Origin of the sequence: Acinetobacter sp. RRD8, assembly GCF_031844225.1 — a bacterium.
GTDB lineage: Bacteria > Pseudomonadota > Gammaproteobacteria > Pseudomonadales > Moraxellaceae > Acinetobacter.
In genome coordinates, this window is record NZ_JAUZUU010000029.1 from 1 (window position 1) to 17,474 (window position 17,474).

General features: G+C 41.2%; 14 protein-coding genes and 2 pseudogenes. 9 read left to right on the forward strand and 7 right to left on the reverse strand.

The annotated features are described in order from the left end of the window. The 7 genes and pseudogenes from Q9R24_RS14295 to Q9R24_RS14325 form a co-directional block, all read left to right on the forward strand. Window positions 1-436: pseudogene (locus Q9R24_RS14295) on the forward strand (transposase); the annotation flags it as partial. 306 nt (window positions 437-742) lie between these two features. Then, complete coding sequence (locus tag Q9R24_RS14300) at window positions 743-2,899, forward strand: TonB-dependent siderophore receptor (protein ID WP_311204715.1); 2,157 nt, start codon at window positions 743-745, stop codon at window positions 2,897-2,899. A gap of 71 nt (window positions 2,900-2,970) precedes the next feature. Further along, window positions 2,971-3,582 carry a DUF4198 domain-containing protein gene (locus tag Q9R24_RS14305; protein WP_004733134.1) on the forward strand — a complete coding sequence of 204 codons (612 nt, stop codon included), beginning with the start codon at window positions 2,971-2,973 and terminating at the stop codon, window positions 3,580-3,582. Between the two features lie 42 nt (window positions 3,583-3,624). Beyond that, window positions 3,625-3,906 carry a hypothetical protein gene (locus tag Q9R24_RS14310; RefSeq protein ID WP_311204716.1) on the forward strand — a complete coding sequence of 94 codons (282 nt, stop codon included), beginning with the start codon at window positions 3,625-3,627 and terminating at the stop codon, window positions 3,904-3,906. Between the two features lie 3 nt (window positions 3,907-3,909). Next, complete coding sequence (locus Q9R24_RS14315; RefSeq protein WP_311204717.1) at window positions 3,910-5,469, forward strand: PepSY-associated TM helix domain-containing protein; 1,560 nt, start codon at window positions 3,910-3,912, stop codon at window positions 5,467-5,469. Next, window positions 5,466-5,738: a hypothetical protein gene (locus Q9R24_RS14320; protein WP_311204718.1), complete on the forward strand. Its 273-nt coding sequence runs from the start codon at window positions 5,466-5,468 to the stop codon at window positions 5,736-5,738. The genes Q9R24_RS14315 and Q9R24_RS14320 overlap by 4 nt, the downstream gene beginning before the upstream one ends. A 255-nt stretch (window positions 5,739-5,993) precedes the next feature. Next, window positions 5,994-7,166 carry an iron-containing alcohol dehydrogenase gene (locus tag Q9R24_RS14325; RefSeq protein WP_086044961.1) on the forward strand — a complete coding sequence of 391 codons (1,173 nt, stop codon included), beginning with the start codon at window positions 5,994-5,996 and terminating at the stop codon, window positions 7,164-7,166. Window positions 7,167-7,671: 505 nt separating this feature from the next. Here Q9R24_RS14325 and Q9R24_RS14330 read toward each other — a convergent pair. Beyond that, entirely contained in the window at window positions 7,672-8,853 is a 1,182-nt protein-coding gene (locus tag Q9R24_RS14330) for a transcriptional regulator (RefSeq protein WP_311204719.1), read from the reverse strand. Between the two features lie 201 nt (window positions 8,854-9,054). Between Q9R24_RS14330 and Q9R24_RS14335 the strand changes: the two genes are divergently transcribed. Next, window positions 9,055-10,566: an aldehyde dehydrogenase family protein gene (locus Q9R24_RS14335; protein ID WP_005093765.1), complete on the forward strand. Its 1,512-nt coding sequence runs from the start codon at window positions 9,055-9,057 to the stop codon at window positions 10,564-10,566. 177 nt (window positions 10,567-10,743) lie between these two features. Here Q9R24_RS14335 and pnuC read toward each other — a convergent pair whose 3' ends face one another. From pnuC to Q9R24_RS14355, 4 genes are all read right to left on the reverse strand, one after another. After that, on the reverse strand, window positions 10,744-11,313 hold the full coding sequence (gene pnuC / locus Q9R24_RS14340) for a nicotinamide riboside transporter PnuC (RefSeq protein ID WP_004281962.1): 570 nt from the start codon (window positions 11,311-11,313) through the stop codon (window positions 10,744-10,746). A 28-nt stretch (window positions 11,314-11,341) separates the two neighbouring features. Next, window positions 11,342-13,516 (reverse strand): TonB-dependent siderophore receptor, encoded by a 2,175-nt coding sequence (locus tag Q9R24_RS14345; protein ID WP_311204720.1) that lies wholly within the window; start codon window positions 13,514-13,516, stop codon window positions 11,342-11,344. Window positions 13,517-13,556: 40 nt separating this feature from the next. Then, a complete protein-coding gene (locus Q9R24_RS14350) occupies window positions 13,557-14,762 on the reverse strand; it encodes a phosphotransferase (RefSeq protein WP_311204721.1) in 1,206 nt (401 codons plus the stop codon). Between the two features lie 1,042 nt (window positions 14,763-15,804). Further along, entirely contained in the window at window positions 15,805-15,993 is a 189-nt protein-coding gene (locus Q9R24_RS14355; protein WP_164542878.1) for a hypothetical protein, read from the reverse strand. Window positions 15,994-16,210: 217 nt separating this feature from the next. Between Q9R24_RS14355 and Q9R24_RS14360 the strand changes: the two genes are divergently transcribed. Beyond that, window positions 16,211-16,384 (forward strand): hypothetical protein, encoded by a 174-nt coding sequence (locus Q9R24_RS14360; protein ID WP_004281965.1) that lies wholly within the window; start codon window positions 16,211-16,213, stop codon window positions 16,382-16,384. A gap of 19 nt (window positions 16,385-16,403) precedes the next feature. Here Q9R24_RS14360 and Q9R24_RS14365 read toward each other — a convergent pair. Beyond that, window positions 16,404-16,906, reverse strand: a pseudogene (locus Q9R24_RS14365) (DDE transposase); the annotation flags it as partial. A 315-nt stretch (window positions 16,907-17,221) separates the two neighbouring features. Further along, window positions 17,222-17,474, reverse strand: a 253-nt coding sequence (locus Q9R24_RS14370; RefSeq protein WP_409193115.1) for a UTRA domain-containing protein, incomplete at its 5' end; no start/stop codon positions are given.

A 17,474-nucleotide genomic window follows, 5' to 3' on the forward strand; every position in this document is an offset into this window, starting at 1 on the left:
CTACATTCAACATACCAATACCCACTATAGATGCTAAAACTCTTCAAATACGAGCAGTTCAGCTCACAACGAATAATGTGAGTGATTCACGAATCCTTGGGGAGTTACTTGATCAAATTCCGTTGGATGAACAGATTGATTCAGTTTATACAGACGAGGCTTATAACACCAAGCAATGCCGTCAAGTCATTGCAGACCGGTAAGCATATGCGGTGATTCCACCTAGAAAAATGCGAAACCATGGAAAGATACAAAGAGTAGCTCGCTAGAACGAAATGAATTACTTCGAACAGTTAAACGTTTAGGCAGGACACTATGGAAAAAATGGTCAGGCTATCATCGGCGAAGTTTGGTCAAAACCAAAATGTATTGCATTAAATTATTAGGCGATAAATTAACGGAATTAGGTCGACCTCATACCCAAGTTGTCACTTGAATTCGAGTAACTTAGAAAAGATCTATCTCTGAAGCCTTTATGCAACAAAGTCACTCCAGATTGAGGATTTGAAAATTTATAGTGCAGTATATAAACAAATTGGTTCAGGAGCACAAAAGTAAGGTAATAACATCTTTTTTTAACAGTGATATTTTATTGTTCCCTACTCCTTACATTAAACTTTTATTTGTAGATTTACCTATCATTAACTCATTTTTCATTTGGATTTCCTATTATATTGAGATTGCTTTAAGAGATATTAAACAATAATATTACTGATAATCATTATCATTTACATTAACTAAAATGTTTTATACCGTTCCTCCATCATTTAAGCTTTCTCTTCTTAGTCTTGCAATTTTAGTGTCCCAGCAAAGTTTTGCCGATGATACTCAGCAATTACCGACGATTACAGTTACAGCGGAATCAGAACAGAGTGAGCTCAGCTCCGAACAGAGTAAGGCTTATATCATCCAAAATTCGTCAACCGCCTCAAAACTGAATATTCCACTCAAGGAAACGCCGCAAACAGTCAATGTCATCACTCGCCAGCAACTGGATGACTTTGCCTTAGATAATACCCGGGAAGTACTGCGTAATGCCCCTGGCATTATTGTCAACAATCAGGAAACGGAACGGAGCTCCTACCTTGCCCGAGGTTTCGAGATTTCGAATGTTTTAGTGGATGGCGTTGGTATTCCACTCGAAGGCTATAATTATAATAATGATAATCCGGACAGTTTTTTGTTTGACCGTATCGAAGTGGTGAAAGGCGCAAATGCCTTAAATAATGGAATTGGCGATCCTGGTGCAACCATTAACATGATTCGCAAACGCCCTACTCAGGAACTTCAGGCAGCCTTGAATGCCAGTTACGGTTCATGGAATACGCAGCGCTATGAAGCAGATATATCCTCTCCTCTCACCCAGGATGGAAAAATCAGAGGCCGTGTATTTGGCTATAAACAGAATGGTGACAGTTATCTGGATCGTTATGAACTGAAAAAGAACGGCATAGGTGCTGTTGTGGAGGCAGATGTAACTGACACAACCCTATTGACCGCAGGCTATACTGAAAGCAATCATAAGCCGAATGGTGTGAATTGGGGTTCTAATCCACTGATCAATACCGAAGGTGAGCAGCTCAGTTACTCACGGAATTATAATTACAGCCCAAGCTGGACCTATTGGGATAGCAATATTAAAAGTTACTTTGCCGAGCTTGAACGAAAACTGGCAGGCGACTGGACAGCCAAACTGACTTATGATGAAAAACGCACACAACGTGATTCAAAACTCTTGTTTCTGTCTGGAAAACCTGGCGCAAATGGCACTTCAGGTATCTTCCTCTACCCAGGCATGTATATTGATGATAATACAGAACAACAAGCCAGCCTGAGTTTTAGCGGCACCTATCCGCTTTGGGGACAACACCATGAAGCCTCATTGGGCTATGTCTGGGCCAAGAATAGTCTGGATGAATTGGGTTATGCTGGCAGCTTTGTCAATCCGCTGACCACAGATTTAGCCAGCTTTACACCAGAAGAACCAAGCTGGGATCTATCGAAAACCAGTGGGGAAATGCATATCCGGCAGAAGAACCAGAGCCTTTATGCTGCGACCCGACTGCATCTGAATGATGATCTGAAACTGCTTTTAGGTGCGAACTATGTTCAGGCTGAAAGCAGTGGTAGCAGTTATGGGACCGACACCATTTATGATGAAGATAAAGTTTTACCCTATGCCGGTTTGACCTATAACTTTAGCCCTGAATATACAGGTTACCTGAGTTATACCTCGATTTTCCGTCCGCAAACCACCAAAGCAGATGATGGCAGCATTAACAAGCCGATCGAAGGTGAAAGCTATGAAGTCGGAGTCAAAGGTTCTTGGCTAGATGACAAGCTTACCGCCACCATGGCCGTGTTTAGAACGGAGCAAAGTAATTATCCGCTTCGTGATTCTGATGGTATTCCGACTTTACGCAAGACTCAGGTTAGTGACTTGCGTTCCCAAGGCTACGAGTTCGGCTTGGCGGGACAACTGAGCGACCATTTAAACTTAAGCTTTGGTTATACCCAGTTTAGCCTGAAAGATCTGATCAATGGCGGTGATGCGCGTACCTTCAATCCAACCCAGTCTTTTAATCTTTTAACTACCTATCAGGTGCCGCAACTTCCAAAACTGAAACTGGGCCTTGGTGTGCAGTGGCAAGATCAGACCTATCTAGATGTGCCTGAAGCAACCGCCAATGGAGTGATTACCCAGAAAGCTGGAATCATTGAGCAGGATGCTTATGCGCTCGTGAACTTAATGGCCAGCTATGAGCTGAATGAGCATATGACCTTGCAAGCCAATGGTAATAACCTGACCAATGAAAAATATCTGTTCAATTTCCCGAATCAGCAAGGTTTTTATGGTGCACCAGCAAATTACAGCGTTGCTGTGAAATTTAAATACTGATTTTCAAACTTAGCTTTGACGACATGTTCAGGGCTAAATCATCACTACATACACAAAAACAGGTAAAACAAATGAAAAAAATGATCGCTCTGACCCTCGGACTGTCTATGACACTTTCAGCTCAGGCGCATATGCTTTGGCTGGAACGTGGCACAAATCAGCAGACTCATGCGTTCTTTGGTGAATATAGTGAACAGCTTAAAGAAACGCAGCAAGGTGCCTTGAAGTCTTTTAATCAAGCAAAGGCCGTTCAGTCTAGAAAAAGCTTTAGTCCTCAAATGCAACAAGATCATTTGCTTTATGCGACCCAAGGCCAGACAGATGTCCAGCTCAGTCATGAATTGATCTATGGAGAATCATTGTTGAGCTATCATGCCAAATCCGGCAGACAAAACTTGAAAGCAGAGTCAGAACTAGATATTGTCCCGACTCAGATCAACAGCAATACATTTACGGTACTGTATCAGGGTAAAGCTGCTGCGGATGTTGAAGTCACAGTCTTTTCCCCGCAATTCTGGCTAAAAAAATACACCACCAACGGCCAAGGCCAGATTACGATCGCCACGCCATGGAAAGGTCAATATGTCATTGAAGTTGGCAAAGAAGCAGACAAGGCAGGAAAATTGAATCAGCAGGCCTATAAAAAACAGTATCTGGTAACGACTTTAAGTTTTGTTTATTAAGTTTTTAGATTTTCATCAGTATAGATTTATTCAAGGCCAAATATGATGTCTATTGTAGTGCAGCCACTTGCCATTCTCTATCGCTTAGGCATGACCTTTGGCATTGGCTACTTGTGCAGTTATTTAATCGCACTCGATCTGGCTTACTTTTTACAAGCTTATTTGCCTAAAGCTGAGTCTGTCTATTTGGCTGCATTTACTGCCCTGATTTTTTATGTTTGTTTTGTGATTGGAATCTTCTGTATCCAAAGTTTAAAAAAGCTTTCTATCTATAGCCTGATTCCTTTACTTATTTTATTTCTCTTCTCCCGCTTCATAGGTTAAACCATGCATAAATCTGTCCGTCAATCCATGGCATGTTTACATTCATGGCTGGGTTTAAGCTTTGGCTGGTTACTCTTTGCGATCTTTTTAACAGGCGCGGTCACCTATTACCGACATGAAATCAGTCTATGGATGCAGCCTGAATTTGCCACAATGCAAGTCAATCAGGAAACTGCCTTAAAATCTGCTTACAGCTATTTACAGCAGCATGCACCGGACGCCCAAAACTGGTATATCGTAGTCGCCAATCAAGACTCACCGGTGAATAAAGTCTACTGGCAAAAAGCGGATGGTGGCTATGAAGTCAAAACCCTGAATGCTTCGACAGGAAAAGAATTACAGCTTTCAGCCACACAAGGGGGAGATTTTTTCTATAATTTTCATTTTCAGCTCTATGGTATGCCCTACACCATCGGTCGCCTCATTGTGACGGTCGCTGCCTTTATCATGTTATTGACTCTGATTTCAGGAATCATTACCCATAAAAAAATCCTGACAGACTTTTTTACCTTAAGAGCATTTAAGGGGCAGCGCTCCTATCTGGATTTTCATAATGTCAGTTCAGTGATTGCCCTGCCGTTCTTTTTGACCATGACATTTACCGGGCTGGCGATTTTCTTTTATATCGTGCTGCCTTCCGGTATGAAAAAGCTTTATCCAGACAATCCCTTTCAATATTTTGAAGAAATTCGCACAATCAATACATCAGCCACCCCCTCAGTTCCTGTGAAAACCCAGATGCTGCCAATTCAACATTTTATCACCACGGCACAGCAACACTGGGGATATGCGGAATTTGACAATATCACGGTCAAGCAGCCCAATACCCAGCTGGCACAAATAACATTAACCCAACTCCAAGATCATTCCATTACCCGAAATCAAGCACAGCTTATTTTAAATGCAGCTACCGGAAAATTGCTTGAAAGTACACGCAATGAAAGTGCAATTGCCACACTCAATGCCGGCATGTATGGTTTGCATATGGCACGTTTTGCTGAACCTGCTTTACGTTTAGGATTGTTTTTCTCTGGCATATTGGGCTGCGCCATGATTGCCTCCGGTCTGCTGCTGTGGAGTCTGAAACGCCAGATGCAGAAAAAATCAGCGCGGTTTCATCTCGGACATTATTTGGTGAACCGCTTGAATATCACCATGATACTTGGCTTGCCGATTGCCATGCTGGCTTATCTCTATGCGAATCGTTTTATCAGCATCCCTGTAGGTGCACCAAATTATGAGATTTATAGTTTTTTCAGTATTTGGCTCGGCAGTTTCATTCTGGCATGTTTAACACCGCAGCAATATTTATGGAAAATTCAGCTTAAAATCCTGATTGGTACTGCTTTTATGCTGCCGCTGATCAATATTTATTATCTCATTTTCCATGATTATATTGATTCTTTTACAACTTACTGGCCATTTCTGCGAATCGATCTGATGTTGTGGAGCTTGGCACTGCTTGCCCTCTTTTTACACCAGAAAATTACGCCCATTCAGCAAAAGGCGGTCAATAAAATTCAGGCCAAACTAAAATCTGCGCAGCAGGAGTCTTCCACATGATATGGATCGCAGTAACCGTTCTTTTATGGCTAAGCTGCTTTGCCTTTTATGCGGTAAGTGCAAAGCAGATCCTAAAAACCCGAAAATCTCGTTACGCTTTTTTAGCGAATTTTCCTACGTACACTAAGTTCGCTGCAGGTATTTTCTTATTCGTCGTAATGGTTTTATTACGGACCCGGTTTAGCTACAGTATTAGCTTTGTGGCTCTATGGGTATTTCTAAGCCCTGTACTTTTTATCTTTATCTTAAAAATGAATAAAGCATTTTAGTATTTATTTAAAATCAGAAAGTAGTAAACAGCCTAGTGCGCTACTTACATGCCCTCTATTGAACCAATCTACCCAGTATCTGCTAAACCTTGGCAACCTACTTTTAAATATTTCAGATTCATTATTTTGGCTAGAATCAGAAATTTAAATTGGTAGGTATTTGGTAGGTAGGATTCTTTTTAACTTCATCCAATACTTATATTACGGTGAGGGTCACCGATAAAATAATCAATTAATGGTAGAAGGAATCACGCCATGGCTTTTAAAAATATTTCAGATCAAACTAACGGTTTTTATATTCCCTGTGTTTCACTTTTTGGTCCGGGCTGTGCTAAAGAAATCGGGATAAAAGCACAAAATTTAGGTGCCAAGAAAGCGCTGATTGTAACTGATGCGGGGCTGTTTAAATTTGGTGTTGCAGATGATATTGCAAATTATTTGAAAGAGGCGGGTGTTGACAGTTATATTTTCCCAGGCGCGGAACCCAATCCAACTGATATTAACGTGCATCATGGAGTTACAGCTTATAATGAAAATGCCTGTGATTTTATTGTATCGTTAGGTGGGGGTTCCTCACATGACTGTGCCAAAGGCATTGGTCTAGTCACTGCAGGTGGCGGACATATCCGTGATTATGAAGGGATTGATAAAAGTACCGTCCCGATGACACCACTGATTGCAATCAATACTACGGCAGGGACAGCTTCGGAGATGACACGTTTCTGTATCATTACCAATACCGATACCCATGTGAAAATGGCGATTGTAGATTGGCGTTGTACACCACTCATTGCGATTGATGACCCTAAACTTATGTTGGCCAAACCTGCAGGGCTGACTGCGGCAACAGGTATGGATGCCTTGACGCATGCAGTAGAAGCTTATGTGTCTACGGCAGCAAATCCAATCACTGATGCCTGTGCAGAAAAGGCGATTACCATGATCAGCGAATGGCTTAGCCTGGCAGTGGCGAATGGGGATAATCTGGAAGCACGGGATGCCATGAGCTATGCCCAATATCTTGCCGGAATGGCCTTTAACAACGCCTCTTTAGGATATGTGCATGCGATGGCACATCAGCTCGGAGGCTTCTACAACTTGCCGCATGGTGTTTGTAATGCAATTCTGCTCCCCCATGTTTGTGAATTTAACCTGATTGCTTGTCCTGAACGTTATGCCAAAATTGCCCAATTGATGGGGGTGAATACAGAAGGCTTAACCGTAACTGAAGCAGCTTATGAAGCGATTGGCGCCATTCGTCAGCTTTCGGCTTCAATTGGTATTCCATCTGGGCTGACGGAATTGAATGTAAAAGAAGCTGACTTGGCCATCATGGCGGAAAATGCACAAAAAGATGCCTGCATGTTGACCAATCCACGTAAAGCCAACCATGCCCAAGTGGTAGATATTTTTAAAGCGGCGATGTAGTACCTCAATGTAAGTATTCTCTCCAAGTATCTGACTTACATTTTTAACAGCCCCTGTTTCACTTCCTGAGGAAGTGTGCCAAGAGCAGACATGCATTTTCCTGTTCCTGGCTGATCCTTTTGCCTTCATAAGAGGATAAAAGCGGGGGGTGTTTCTTTTTTATGAAGTCCCCTTCATTATGAATATCGACATTAATCCCATGGTAGAAAAATGCCACTATTTTTTTAGCCCGTTCTAGCCATAAATAAAATTTCATAGCGTATTATCTTACGATTATATTTGATCCCTGAGGAATAAACTGCGCGTCCTTCAAATGACATGAAGGTGAGCGTAGCTGATATCAAGCATCTAGGCAAACAGCAAACTGGGTAGCCACTGATAAAAATTTTAGGATCAGGTTCAGTCTAAATTAATAAGTAAACTCACAGTAAGCAAGGATAATACTTAATATTCCAGAATATTCCTATTTTAACTGTTTAGCTTTGTACCGACAGTTACATCAGCTTTAAAGATTTTTATATTTTAACAGAGTCTGATGAACGGGATGGTTTTTGGGCATCAGTTCAATCAGGCGTTCTACAGCATCAATCGCTTCAGGAAAATGTGCCACATGTTTCAGCAAGACATCGGTTTCATTAGCCTTGAAAATGGCATCGCTCAGGCGTGATTCCAGACAATCTCTCCAAGCGCATAGAAATGGACTTTCTGTTTTGGCCAGAAATACGCCGGTACATAATTTCAAGACTGAATCGATATACCCAGCATCTAAAGATTGCTCTGTCATTAAAAAATCAGCCTCTACATGCGCCAATAAACGATAGGGTCTGGAACCCAGCATACCACCTAATAAATCGCGTAATTGTGACATTTCTGCTTTTAAAGTCCCCATACTGACCTTGCGCTCGCCATATAAGGCCTGATGCAATGTATCTAGACTCAGACCCTGCGGACATAAGGCTAGAATGGTCAGAATTTCAATCTGTCGAGGAGTCAGAACCAACATCTTGCCATTAAACAGCACTTGAGGTACTGAAAAAGCTCGAATAAACAGGCGCTGCTTCTGGCATTCTAGTAGAGCCGACTGGATGATCGTAGCACAGCGCTCCGCAGCTAGTAGTGCTAAACTGTTATGCTTTGGCCAGGTAGTTGACAGATCAATGACACCTAAGACCTGTTTTGAATAGGGATCAATAATCGGGGCAGCGTAACAAACCCAATCATGAATGGAGGACATGTAATGTTCACTGGAAAAGACACAGCTGGATTGTTGAGTTTTTAAGGATAATGCCAATGCATTGGTTCCGACTAGCTCTTCGCGCCATTGCCCACCTTCAATAAAATGTACACTTTCTGCGGCACTTTGCATTTGTGGGCTAGAAGCTGCCCAAATGATGGTGCTGCCGATATCTCCGACCGCCAGCACCATAGAAGATTGCTCGGCAATATGTTTTAAATCCTGAGCACAATGTTGCAGGGCTTGGGCTAAAGTTGAGGAAGAAGTGGTCTTTTTTAAATCCGTCAGCGGTGCTGCTAAACGATTCTTCGGGATTTCAGCCGAGGATGAACGTTGCCAGGAGCTGGCAATACTCTGTCCCAGCTGTTCTGCATGTAAGGGAGACAAACTGCTGTTTTGCCGAAGCTGATCAGTATTGTGCCTTTTTTCCATCAAATCTTGTTTTGTCATCATTCCTTATTCTCACAACAATTCATGATTTACATCCGCTGTAATCGTTATTTTTTTAAAATGGATGAAAATATCGTGAACATGCTAGCTCCAACCTTTTTCCAACCTTATACCAGTTATATTAATCAAATAAGATGCAGAAGTACCTTATACCAAAGCTGTAGAAGCGGTTTTGCCATACGAAAATAAGCAAAGGAAATAAATATGCGTTACGTCGATCCTAATCAACCTGATTCAAAAGTTCATTTTAAAGCACAATACGAGAATTTTATTGGCGGCGAATGGGTCGCTCCGGTCAAAGGTGAATACTTTGACAACATCTCTCCGGTAGATGGCAAAGTCTTTACCAAGGTTCCGCGTTCTTCTGTAGAAGACATTGAATTGGCCCTGGATGCAGCGCACAAAGCCAAAGAACAATGGAACAGAGCATCGCCGACCACCCGCTCCAATATTCTGTTGAAAATTGCCGATCGTCTGGAACAAAATCTGGAACTGCTGGCAGTGGCAGAAACCTGGGATAACGGCAAACCGATCCGTGAAACGCTGGCTGCCGATATTCCGCTGGCTATTGACCATTTCCGTTATTTTGCCGGCTGTATTCGTGCGCAGGAAGGCGGCATTTCCGAAATTGATGAAGATACGATTGCTTATCATTTTCATGAGCCGTTGGGGGTCGTGGGTCAGATTATCCCGTGGAACTTTCCGATTCTGATGGCTGTCTGGAAACTGGCACCTGCCCTGGCTGCGGGCAACTGCATTGTGTTGAAACCTGCAGAACAGACTCCGGTCAGCATTCTGGTGCTGGCTGAACTGATTCAGGATATTTTGCCACCGGGCGTGTTGAACATCGTCAATGGCTACGGGGTCGAAGTCGGCCGTCCACTGGCGACCAATCCCCGTATTTCCAAGATTGCCTTTACCGGTTCCACCGCAGTGGGTCAGATGATCATGCAATATGCGACTGAAAATATTATTCCGGTGACTCTGGAACTTGGCGGTAAATCACCAAACTTGTTCTTTGCCGACATTATGGATCAGGAAGACGATTATCTGGACAAAGCGCTGGAAGGTTTTGCCATGTTTGCCCTGAACCAGGGTGAAATCTGCACCTGTCCATCGCGTGCGCTGATCCAGGAAAGTATTGCTGACGAATTTCTGGCGCGTGCCGTTGAACGGGTGAAACGGATTAAAACCGGGCATCCGCTGGATACTGACACCATGATTGGCGCGCAAGCCTCACAGGAACAGCAGGACAAGATTCTGGGCTGTATTGCCACTGGTCGTGAAGAAGGCGCACAGATCCTGACTGGTGGTGAAGCACGTCAGGAAGTGGGTCAAGGTTTCTATATTGAGCCGACTATCTTTAAAGGCACCAATGACATGAAGACCTTCCAGGATGAAATCTTCGGGCCTGTATTGGCTGTGACCACCTTTAAAGACTTTGATGATGCGATCAAGATCGCCAATGATACGATTTATGGACTCGGTGCCGGTGTCTGGTCACGCTCAGCGCATACCTCTTACCGTGCAGGCCGTGCTATTCAGGCAGGTCGGGTCTGGACTAACTGTTATCACATCTACCCTGCCCATGCGGCTTTCGGTGGTTATAAAAAATCAGGGATTGGGCGTGAGAATCACAGAATGATGCTGGATCATTATCAACAAACCAAAAATCTGTTAGTGAGCTATTCGACCAAACCAGCCGGGTTCTTTTAAGAAGTGAAATACATTCAAAGCGAACTTCGGTTCGCTTTGAATGTATGGTAGCTAGCTTTCACAAAATATCAGCAACATCTTCAAGCTGCGGCCAATTCAAATAAAGTTTTTAGTCTATAAATACTTTTTTTAAAGGAAAGAGCATCACCTCAAATTTCTATTTGCAATAGTGTCATTTCAAGATAATTTCACTCTATAAAGATTTCGCCACATTCTCCAGCCATTGAGTGCCAGAAGAATAAAAATAAAATAAAGCACGGCGGTTAAATACAATGACTTATAGCTATACATGCCGACATAAATCACATCTAACACACACCATAATCCCCAGCTTTCAATATATTTTTTTGCCGCCCAATAACTTGCCACCAAGCTAAAAGAAGCCAACATGGAATCCAACCAAGGGAGTGATGCTGTGGTGAAATGAGCAAATAAGGCGCCAATCACCAGACCGGCGACAATACCCACAATCAGGCTATATACCCAGATTTTTTTATTCAAATAGCCAATCTGCACGGTGATAGCCTGGTCATGATTTTTCTTCGACCAGCTATACCAGCCATACAGTTGCATCAAGATAAATACGGCTTGTAATGCTGCGTCTGCAAATAAATTGACACGATAAAAAATAATCATATATAAAAATACAGCGACAATATTCACCAACCAGCAGACTTTATATTGTTTGGAGGTCAACCAGACACCTAAAACGTTTAAAATAAACGCTGCAATTTCTATATTTTCCATAGCAATATAACCTGATTAAGCAGCCAATTTAGAAGTTCAGATTGAATGACAAGGTTGCTGTACGCGGCGAACCCAAGAATAAATAATCGTCACCCAAAAATTCACCTGCATCACGCCAGTATTTCTTGTTGAACAGATTATTAATATTCAAGCGTAGCAATGCATCGGTCGTATTTAGTTTAAATTGATAAGCAGCGCCTAAATCAACCACACTATAACCTGCAACTTTCGCAGCACCCTCTTTGTTGGCATATTTGCTGGAACTGTATTGACCACCTGCCAGAACAGTGAAACCTGCAATGCTCGGTACGTTATAGCGAAGATGTGTTGCGAAACGAGCTTTTGGCACGTTTTGCGCCTGATGATTACCATATTCAACCGCTTCCACATTTTCTAAACGGGCTTTGGTCAAGGCTAAAGATGAAGTTAAGGCCAGATGGTCGGTTAATGCACCATTCAGTCCTAATTCCAGGCCCTGACTATGCTGTTCGCCTTCCGCAATAAAATAGCGAAGTCCTGAAATCGGCTTGCTATATTGGTTGTCTTGGCGTAAATCAAATAGCGAGGCAGTCAATAAAAACTGCTTGATCTGTTGTTTTAGGCCAATTTCATATTGCTCTGAATAGATCGGTGCTAGAGTTTCAGCCGCATTCTCTGCAAACCAAGGCGCTGTTTTTCCATCTGACAGGCCTTTAGCATACGAGGCATAGACGGTAGTCGATTCCAAGGGGCTATAGCTGATCGCAAATTGCGGTAAAAATTTGCCTAAATCGGTATCGCGTACTTTTACCTGACCTTCACCATAAGCTTGCTCATCAAGCTCAATCCATTTTCCGCCAATCAAAGTAGACCACTGTTTATTCCATTCAATACGGTCTAATGCTGTAAATGCAGTTTGTTTACTTTTAAGTACTTGATATTTTGGTCCAGCATTCGCTGTTACTGGGGAAAAATCTATGGTTTCTGTATAAATATTACCTACACCAATCCATTTCCATTCATTGACACCAGCAAAACGATCTCGCGATTTATTGGTTTGTGTAATATCAAAATGTAGATAATGTTGTACCCAATTGGTATCAATCACCCCATCCAATTTGACTTTAAATTGATTGGTTTTAAAGGTGTCATCCGGATTACGAAAATCATAAATATCATACTCGCCAGCTTTACCAAACGTGTTACAGGAATACTCTTCCAGACAGCCTTCCCGATAATAACCATAAGCAAAGCTTGAATAGTCATCAACTCTGGATTTACTGTGTGCTGCAACGAGTCCCAAGTTCCAGTCATCATTCAATGCATAGCTATATTTTAAACTGCTATTCAGACTATCGATCGTGACCGGTTTACCCCAAGTCTGATAACCAAGTAAACGCTCCCATTTCACATTTTCTGGGACTTTGCCATCCAGTAATTGATAACCTGGCACTGATCGTTGTTCTGAACGCTGTGCTTCAAGATCAAATTCCAATTTAGATTGCTCAGATGTTTTCCAATCTAAGGCCAATGCCGCTAAATAGCGTTCACCATCCACATGATCGACATAAGACTCCATCTGTTCATTCACCAGATTGATGCGATATCCGAATTGTTGCTCATCACCCAAAAAACCACCGAGATCAGTTGCCACTGAAAACTGGCCGTGTTGATCGGCCGAGAATGTCAGTGCCTGAATATCTTTCGGTCGCTTGGTGACATAATTCACAACCCCACCCGGGGTCGACATCCCACTTTGAATCGCGGACATGCCTTTTAAAATTTCCACACGTTCTTTATTTTCAAGTGCGACGTTTTGTTCACCACGAATCACATTGCCATTAATGAGGTAGCTAGATGCCAAATCGAGTGCAAAGCCACGCGAGACAAAGTTTGGATAATAGCCAATTGCAGCATAGCCCTCACCGATGGCTGCATCATTTTTTATAACATCGCTCAGCACACGAGCATGTTGTTCAGCAATAAGATCAGCAGTCAAAATAGAGACCGATGCAGGTATTTTTTGCAGACTGTCCGTAGCAAATCCCTCAACATTCACTTTAGCACTCGAGTAAGGAATGCTTTGATCGGCTGTGATAACAATCGTGTCAAGCTTTTGAACATCGTCTTCAGCATAAGTCAGCGGGACTAAACACAGCTGCGACAGAATGATCATATTTAAAGATCGGATTAATACATTCTGTTTGAGTTGACGAGTGTTCATACGAAACCTTATGTCTGTGAAGTGGGTGATGATGCTGGGTTTAGAGAGAGCATTGAGAAGATTGCAATTCATCTTGAATGAGCCGGGTTAAGGTCTGGGTAAATTGTTGACCTTGTTCGCCAAAGAACCAGTCCACATGACCGATAATCCAGTCGTAATAAGCAGCATCTGCATGTTGCTGGTTTTGAGTAATCCCAACAAAATACTCAAGCTCTGAAAAAGCGAAATCCAAATGCACGATTTTCAGTAGTTCTGGCAAAATACTAAAATCTTCTTGTGGATGTACTTCAGAAAAATAAGCATGTAGAAAGGCAGTTAAACCAGCTTCATCAATCTGAATATGTGGGCTCTGCTCTAATTCCAACCAATCAATGAAATTACGTTCAATCGTCACAGCCAGATCATAAAGTGCAGAGTTTCGGTCAGATAAACCAAAATCAATTACGACAGTAATTTCAGCTTTGGCATCCGGCGCTGACCAAAACAGATTAGAAGCGTGTAAATCGTTATGGGTCCAAATTTTGCTTGCCTGTTGCAATACAGGCTGAATACGCTGGTGAACCTGTAAGATTCGATCTAAAAAGTAAGGATCTAAATTTTTATCGGCAAAATAACGGCTTAATTCTGAACTGTTTGCAATGCGCTGTTGAATGGCTGTAATGATATTTTCACTGTCTAAAAGCTGCTGATTGGAAATCAAATAAGATGCTGATCTGCCCTGCTGTTCGGGAAAATCCTGCATCGCCAGATGTAGTCTGGCCAGTAAAGCCCCTGCCTTGGCGGCATGTTCAGCATAGAAAAAAGGTTTCCAGGATTGCTGATCTGCATACAGATCTAAACCGGCTGCTTTTGCATAGACTTCATAGGTCCAGTCACCCAGCTCTAAAGCAGTCAGATCTTGATTTGACCTAATCAATGCTGCAACAGGAATTTCTTTGCTGGCTAAATGCTGAAGAACGGCATGCTCCTGTAAAATATCGCGGGCACGCCGAAATGAACAATGACTGCGCTTGATCAAATACTGATGCGCGACTGCTTCATCCCTGCTCACAAAATCCTGCTCCACCTTGACCAGCGCCGCAGATGAAAATGGCCGGGGACTACACCACAAAATCTGAATATGACCTTGTAAACAGGAATAATGCTGCTGCAGACTTTGTAATTCTGGATCAGAAATATGTGCCCAGTCTTTATGTTCCCAGGCATTGCCCATACCATGACCTAAATCATCAGTCATTGTGGTCATTATCAATATTCCTGGGCCAGATCATTATGTAATAATGGAAAATCATTGTTTAGGCGAACATGCAAACAGTATTTTTAAATACATTTAATATTGAAGACACGCCCTAAAATTAAGTGGTACATACCAGTATTAAATTGGAGGCAAGTTTAGCCTTATAAATATAAAAATAAAATAGATCTCTCGCATAAATCAAAAAATGATCTTCTTTTTGGTTAATATTCGAACTCCAGATTTCTTAGCATTCGCGCATAATCTGCGGATGAAATACATCAATTCAAACAAGCTTTCTGATCCTCAGTTCAAGCGATAACATAGTTTTGAAATGCACCGTAATTCATTTTCATGACTTCACTAACTAGCTCTTTAAATCCATGTTCCTCAGCAGCAAATTCTACCAGTGATTCATTGTTCAGATCAGTAACACATGCCATGGTCGAAATGACCTGTACACTATTAGCTTTGAATTCGCCCAGGTATATTTTGTTGAATTAGGTTTTTTTTATTAAGATATTTAAGGGAAAATTCTCACGGAAAAAATGTTTTTTATCACTGAACCATATACAAGTAGCTAAATTATCCTGCAATTTTTCAACCATCATTGGATGACTACCGTAAACTAGGTAAACAATATCACCAATATAGATATTATTCATCTTTAGTCAGCCAAGTATAAAATCAAAATTCTGAAACTTCTGATAAATAAATTAATGCCATCAATTGAGGACTTTTTTTAAACTGAGAAAGCGTTTATAAAGTCCAATTAAGTCCTTGTCCCATTTCATAAATAATGAGTATTAATGCAATTACCATTAGTAAAATCACAATGGCTTCGACCTTAGTGAGCATCTTAAATTCTCCACCTTTTATCTTTTATATAATAAACAAAGTTAACAATAAATAACAATAAGGTTACAAAAAAATTACTAGATGTTACAAAAACAGGGCTGGTAAAGAAAAATCTCTCAGAGGAGGTGCTAATTCTTTTCAAACTTAACCTTATGTACTGGGCGATGTCCTGTATAAGACTCATGACATACTGCGATTAATCAACACCACCTTCTTCTTCTAAACTTAATAAGAAAGTATGGACACCCTGCATGTCATTTAACTCAATATTATTGCCGATCCATTTCATCGTAGTTGGTTTCATATTGTTTATGTCTTCTTGGATTTTATTGTAGGGGGGATTACCGCAGTTGACCATTGCTATGCTCTTTTTATCATTTGCCATTAAATTATCTTCCCTATAAAAGATTTTCAAGAAAATCGGTCTGTATTTGGCCAGTCAATGCTGCAAAAAAACTCATCCGATAAGTATTCTTACATAAACCCGAGGTTCTATAACTTGGATCCTGAATATCTTACATATGCAGACATAGCTCATACATCGGAATTTAAACTTACCCTCTACACTGAAATTAAGTTTTAGAAACGCAGAGGAAATTCAGATGGAAAAGTATTCAAAGATTCTAATCCTGAGCTTATTTGGATTTACTGGAACAGTAGCTATTGCAGATGAATCCATCCCAATAGAAGCAACTGCCGCCGCCGAAGCGCAACAGGTTGCTTTAGATTATGGAAATGAGAAAGACAAAAAATCTGAATCATCTGAAAGCCCTTAATTAAAGTGATGCCGGTCAGTTAAGAAATTGACTGGCATTTTCTTGGGTATTTCTGTGGTGTTCCTTTCACAACTCGTGGGCAACTCCTCACTCCCCTCTCAGGCAAAACATATCTCTTAGATTTTTCCAGTAAACTTTCTAAATGTTTAGGTAAATTACCTGCGGAGTCTAAAGAGTCGAATCTTAATATATTCAGAATGCCAATAGATGCAATATGAAAGCTGATTCTCAAAGGACTGACTTTTGCACGTTGAGCCATATGTTTCATTTGTCTTCTTAGAATATTGTAGGCAATAAAGCCCCCCATAATTATTGACAAACTAAATCAGGTTGCTTGTTCCTCAAATGCTTGCCCTCCTGTAAATCACTTTTGATTTCTGGGTAACACATTTCTATTTCCCAGCGCTGAGCATAAAGCTTCGCCAAGCCTATCAGTGGATATGTCTTTGGGTCCATTAATAAAGTGATATAACGTCTAATTTTCCCTGCCTGCTTAACCTCAATCAAACGCGCTTCCCAATACCCTGTTGCCATTAGAGGCCAAAAGCCGCTGTAAACTGGATCCTGAACTAAAAATCTATAATCAGGAAATCAATAAAGAAGAATAGAAATTAAGTATGGATTGGCAGTCTAAAAACTTTCAAAATGCTTTCAGAACGTTATCGCAATAGAGCTAAAAGCCCCCCTTTTGAGATTCAATCTAGTTGCTGGAATTTATAATTTGCAACTGAGTAAGAATGATTTATGAAGGAGGTCTAATGCTAATCTAAGAAAATAAAAAAATCCTAAAAACATTTAACTTTTTAGGATTTGAATGGTCAGGATATAAATATAAGCTTATGCTTGAATATCTAAGGTCATTTCAATTTTGTCCTGTGACCAGATTTCGATGTCATATTCAATCACTAGATCATCTGATTTTGAAATACGTTCAATATAAGTGGCGGTTTGACTTAAAGGAATACCCAAGTGCTGACTCTCAAAATGAGACACACCGGTATTTTTAATTTTTAACTGACTACTCATGTAATCATAATGAAAGTGATTTTTAATGACGTCTTGGACCGAAGTAATCACATTATAATTCAGC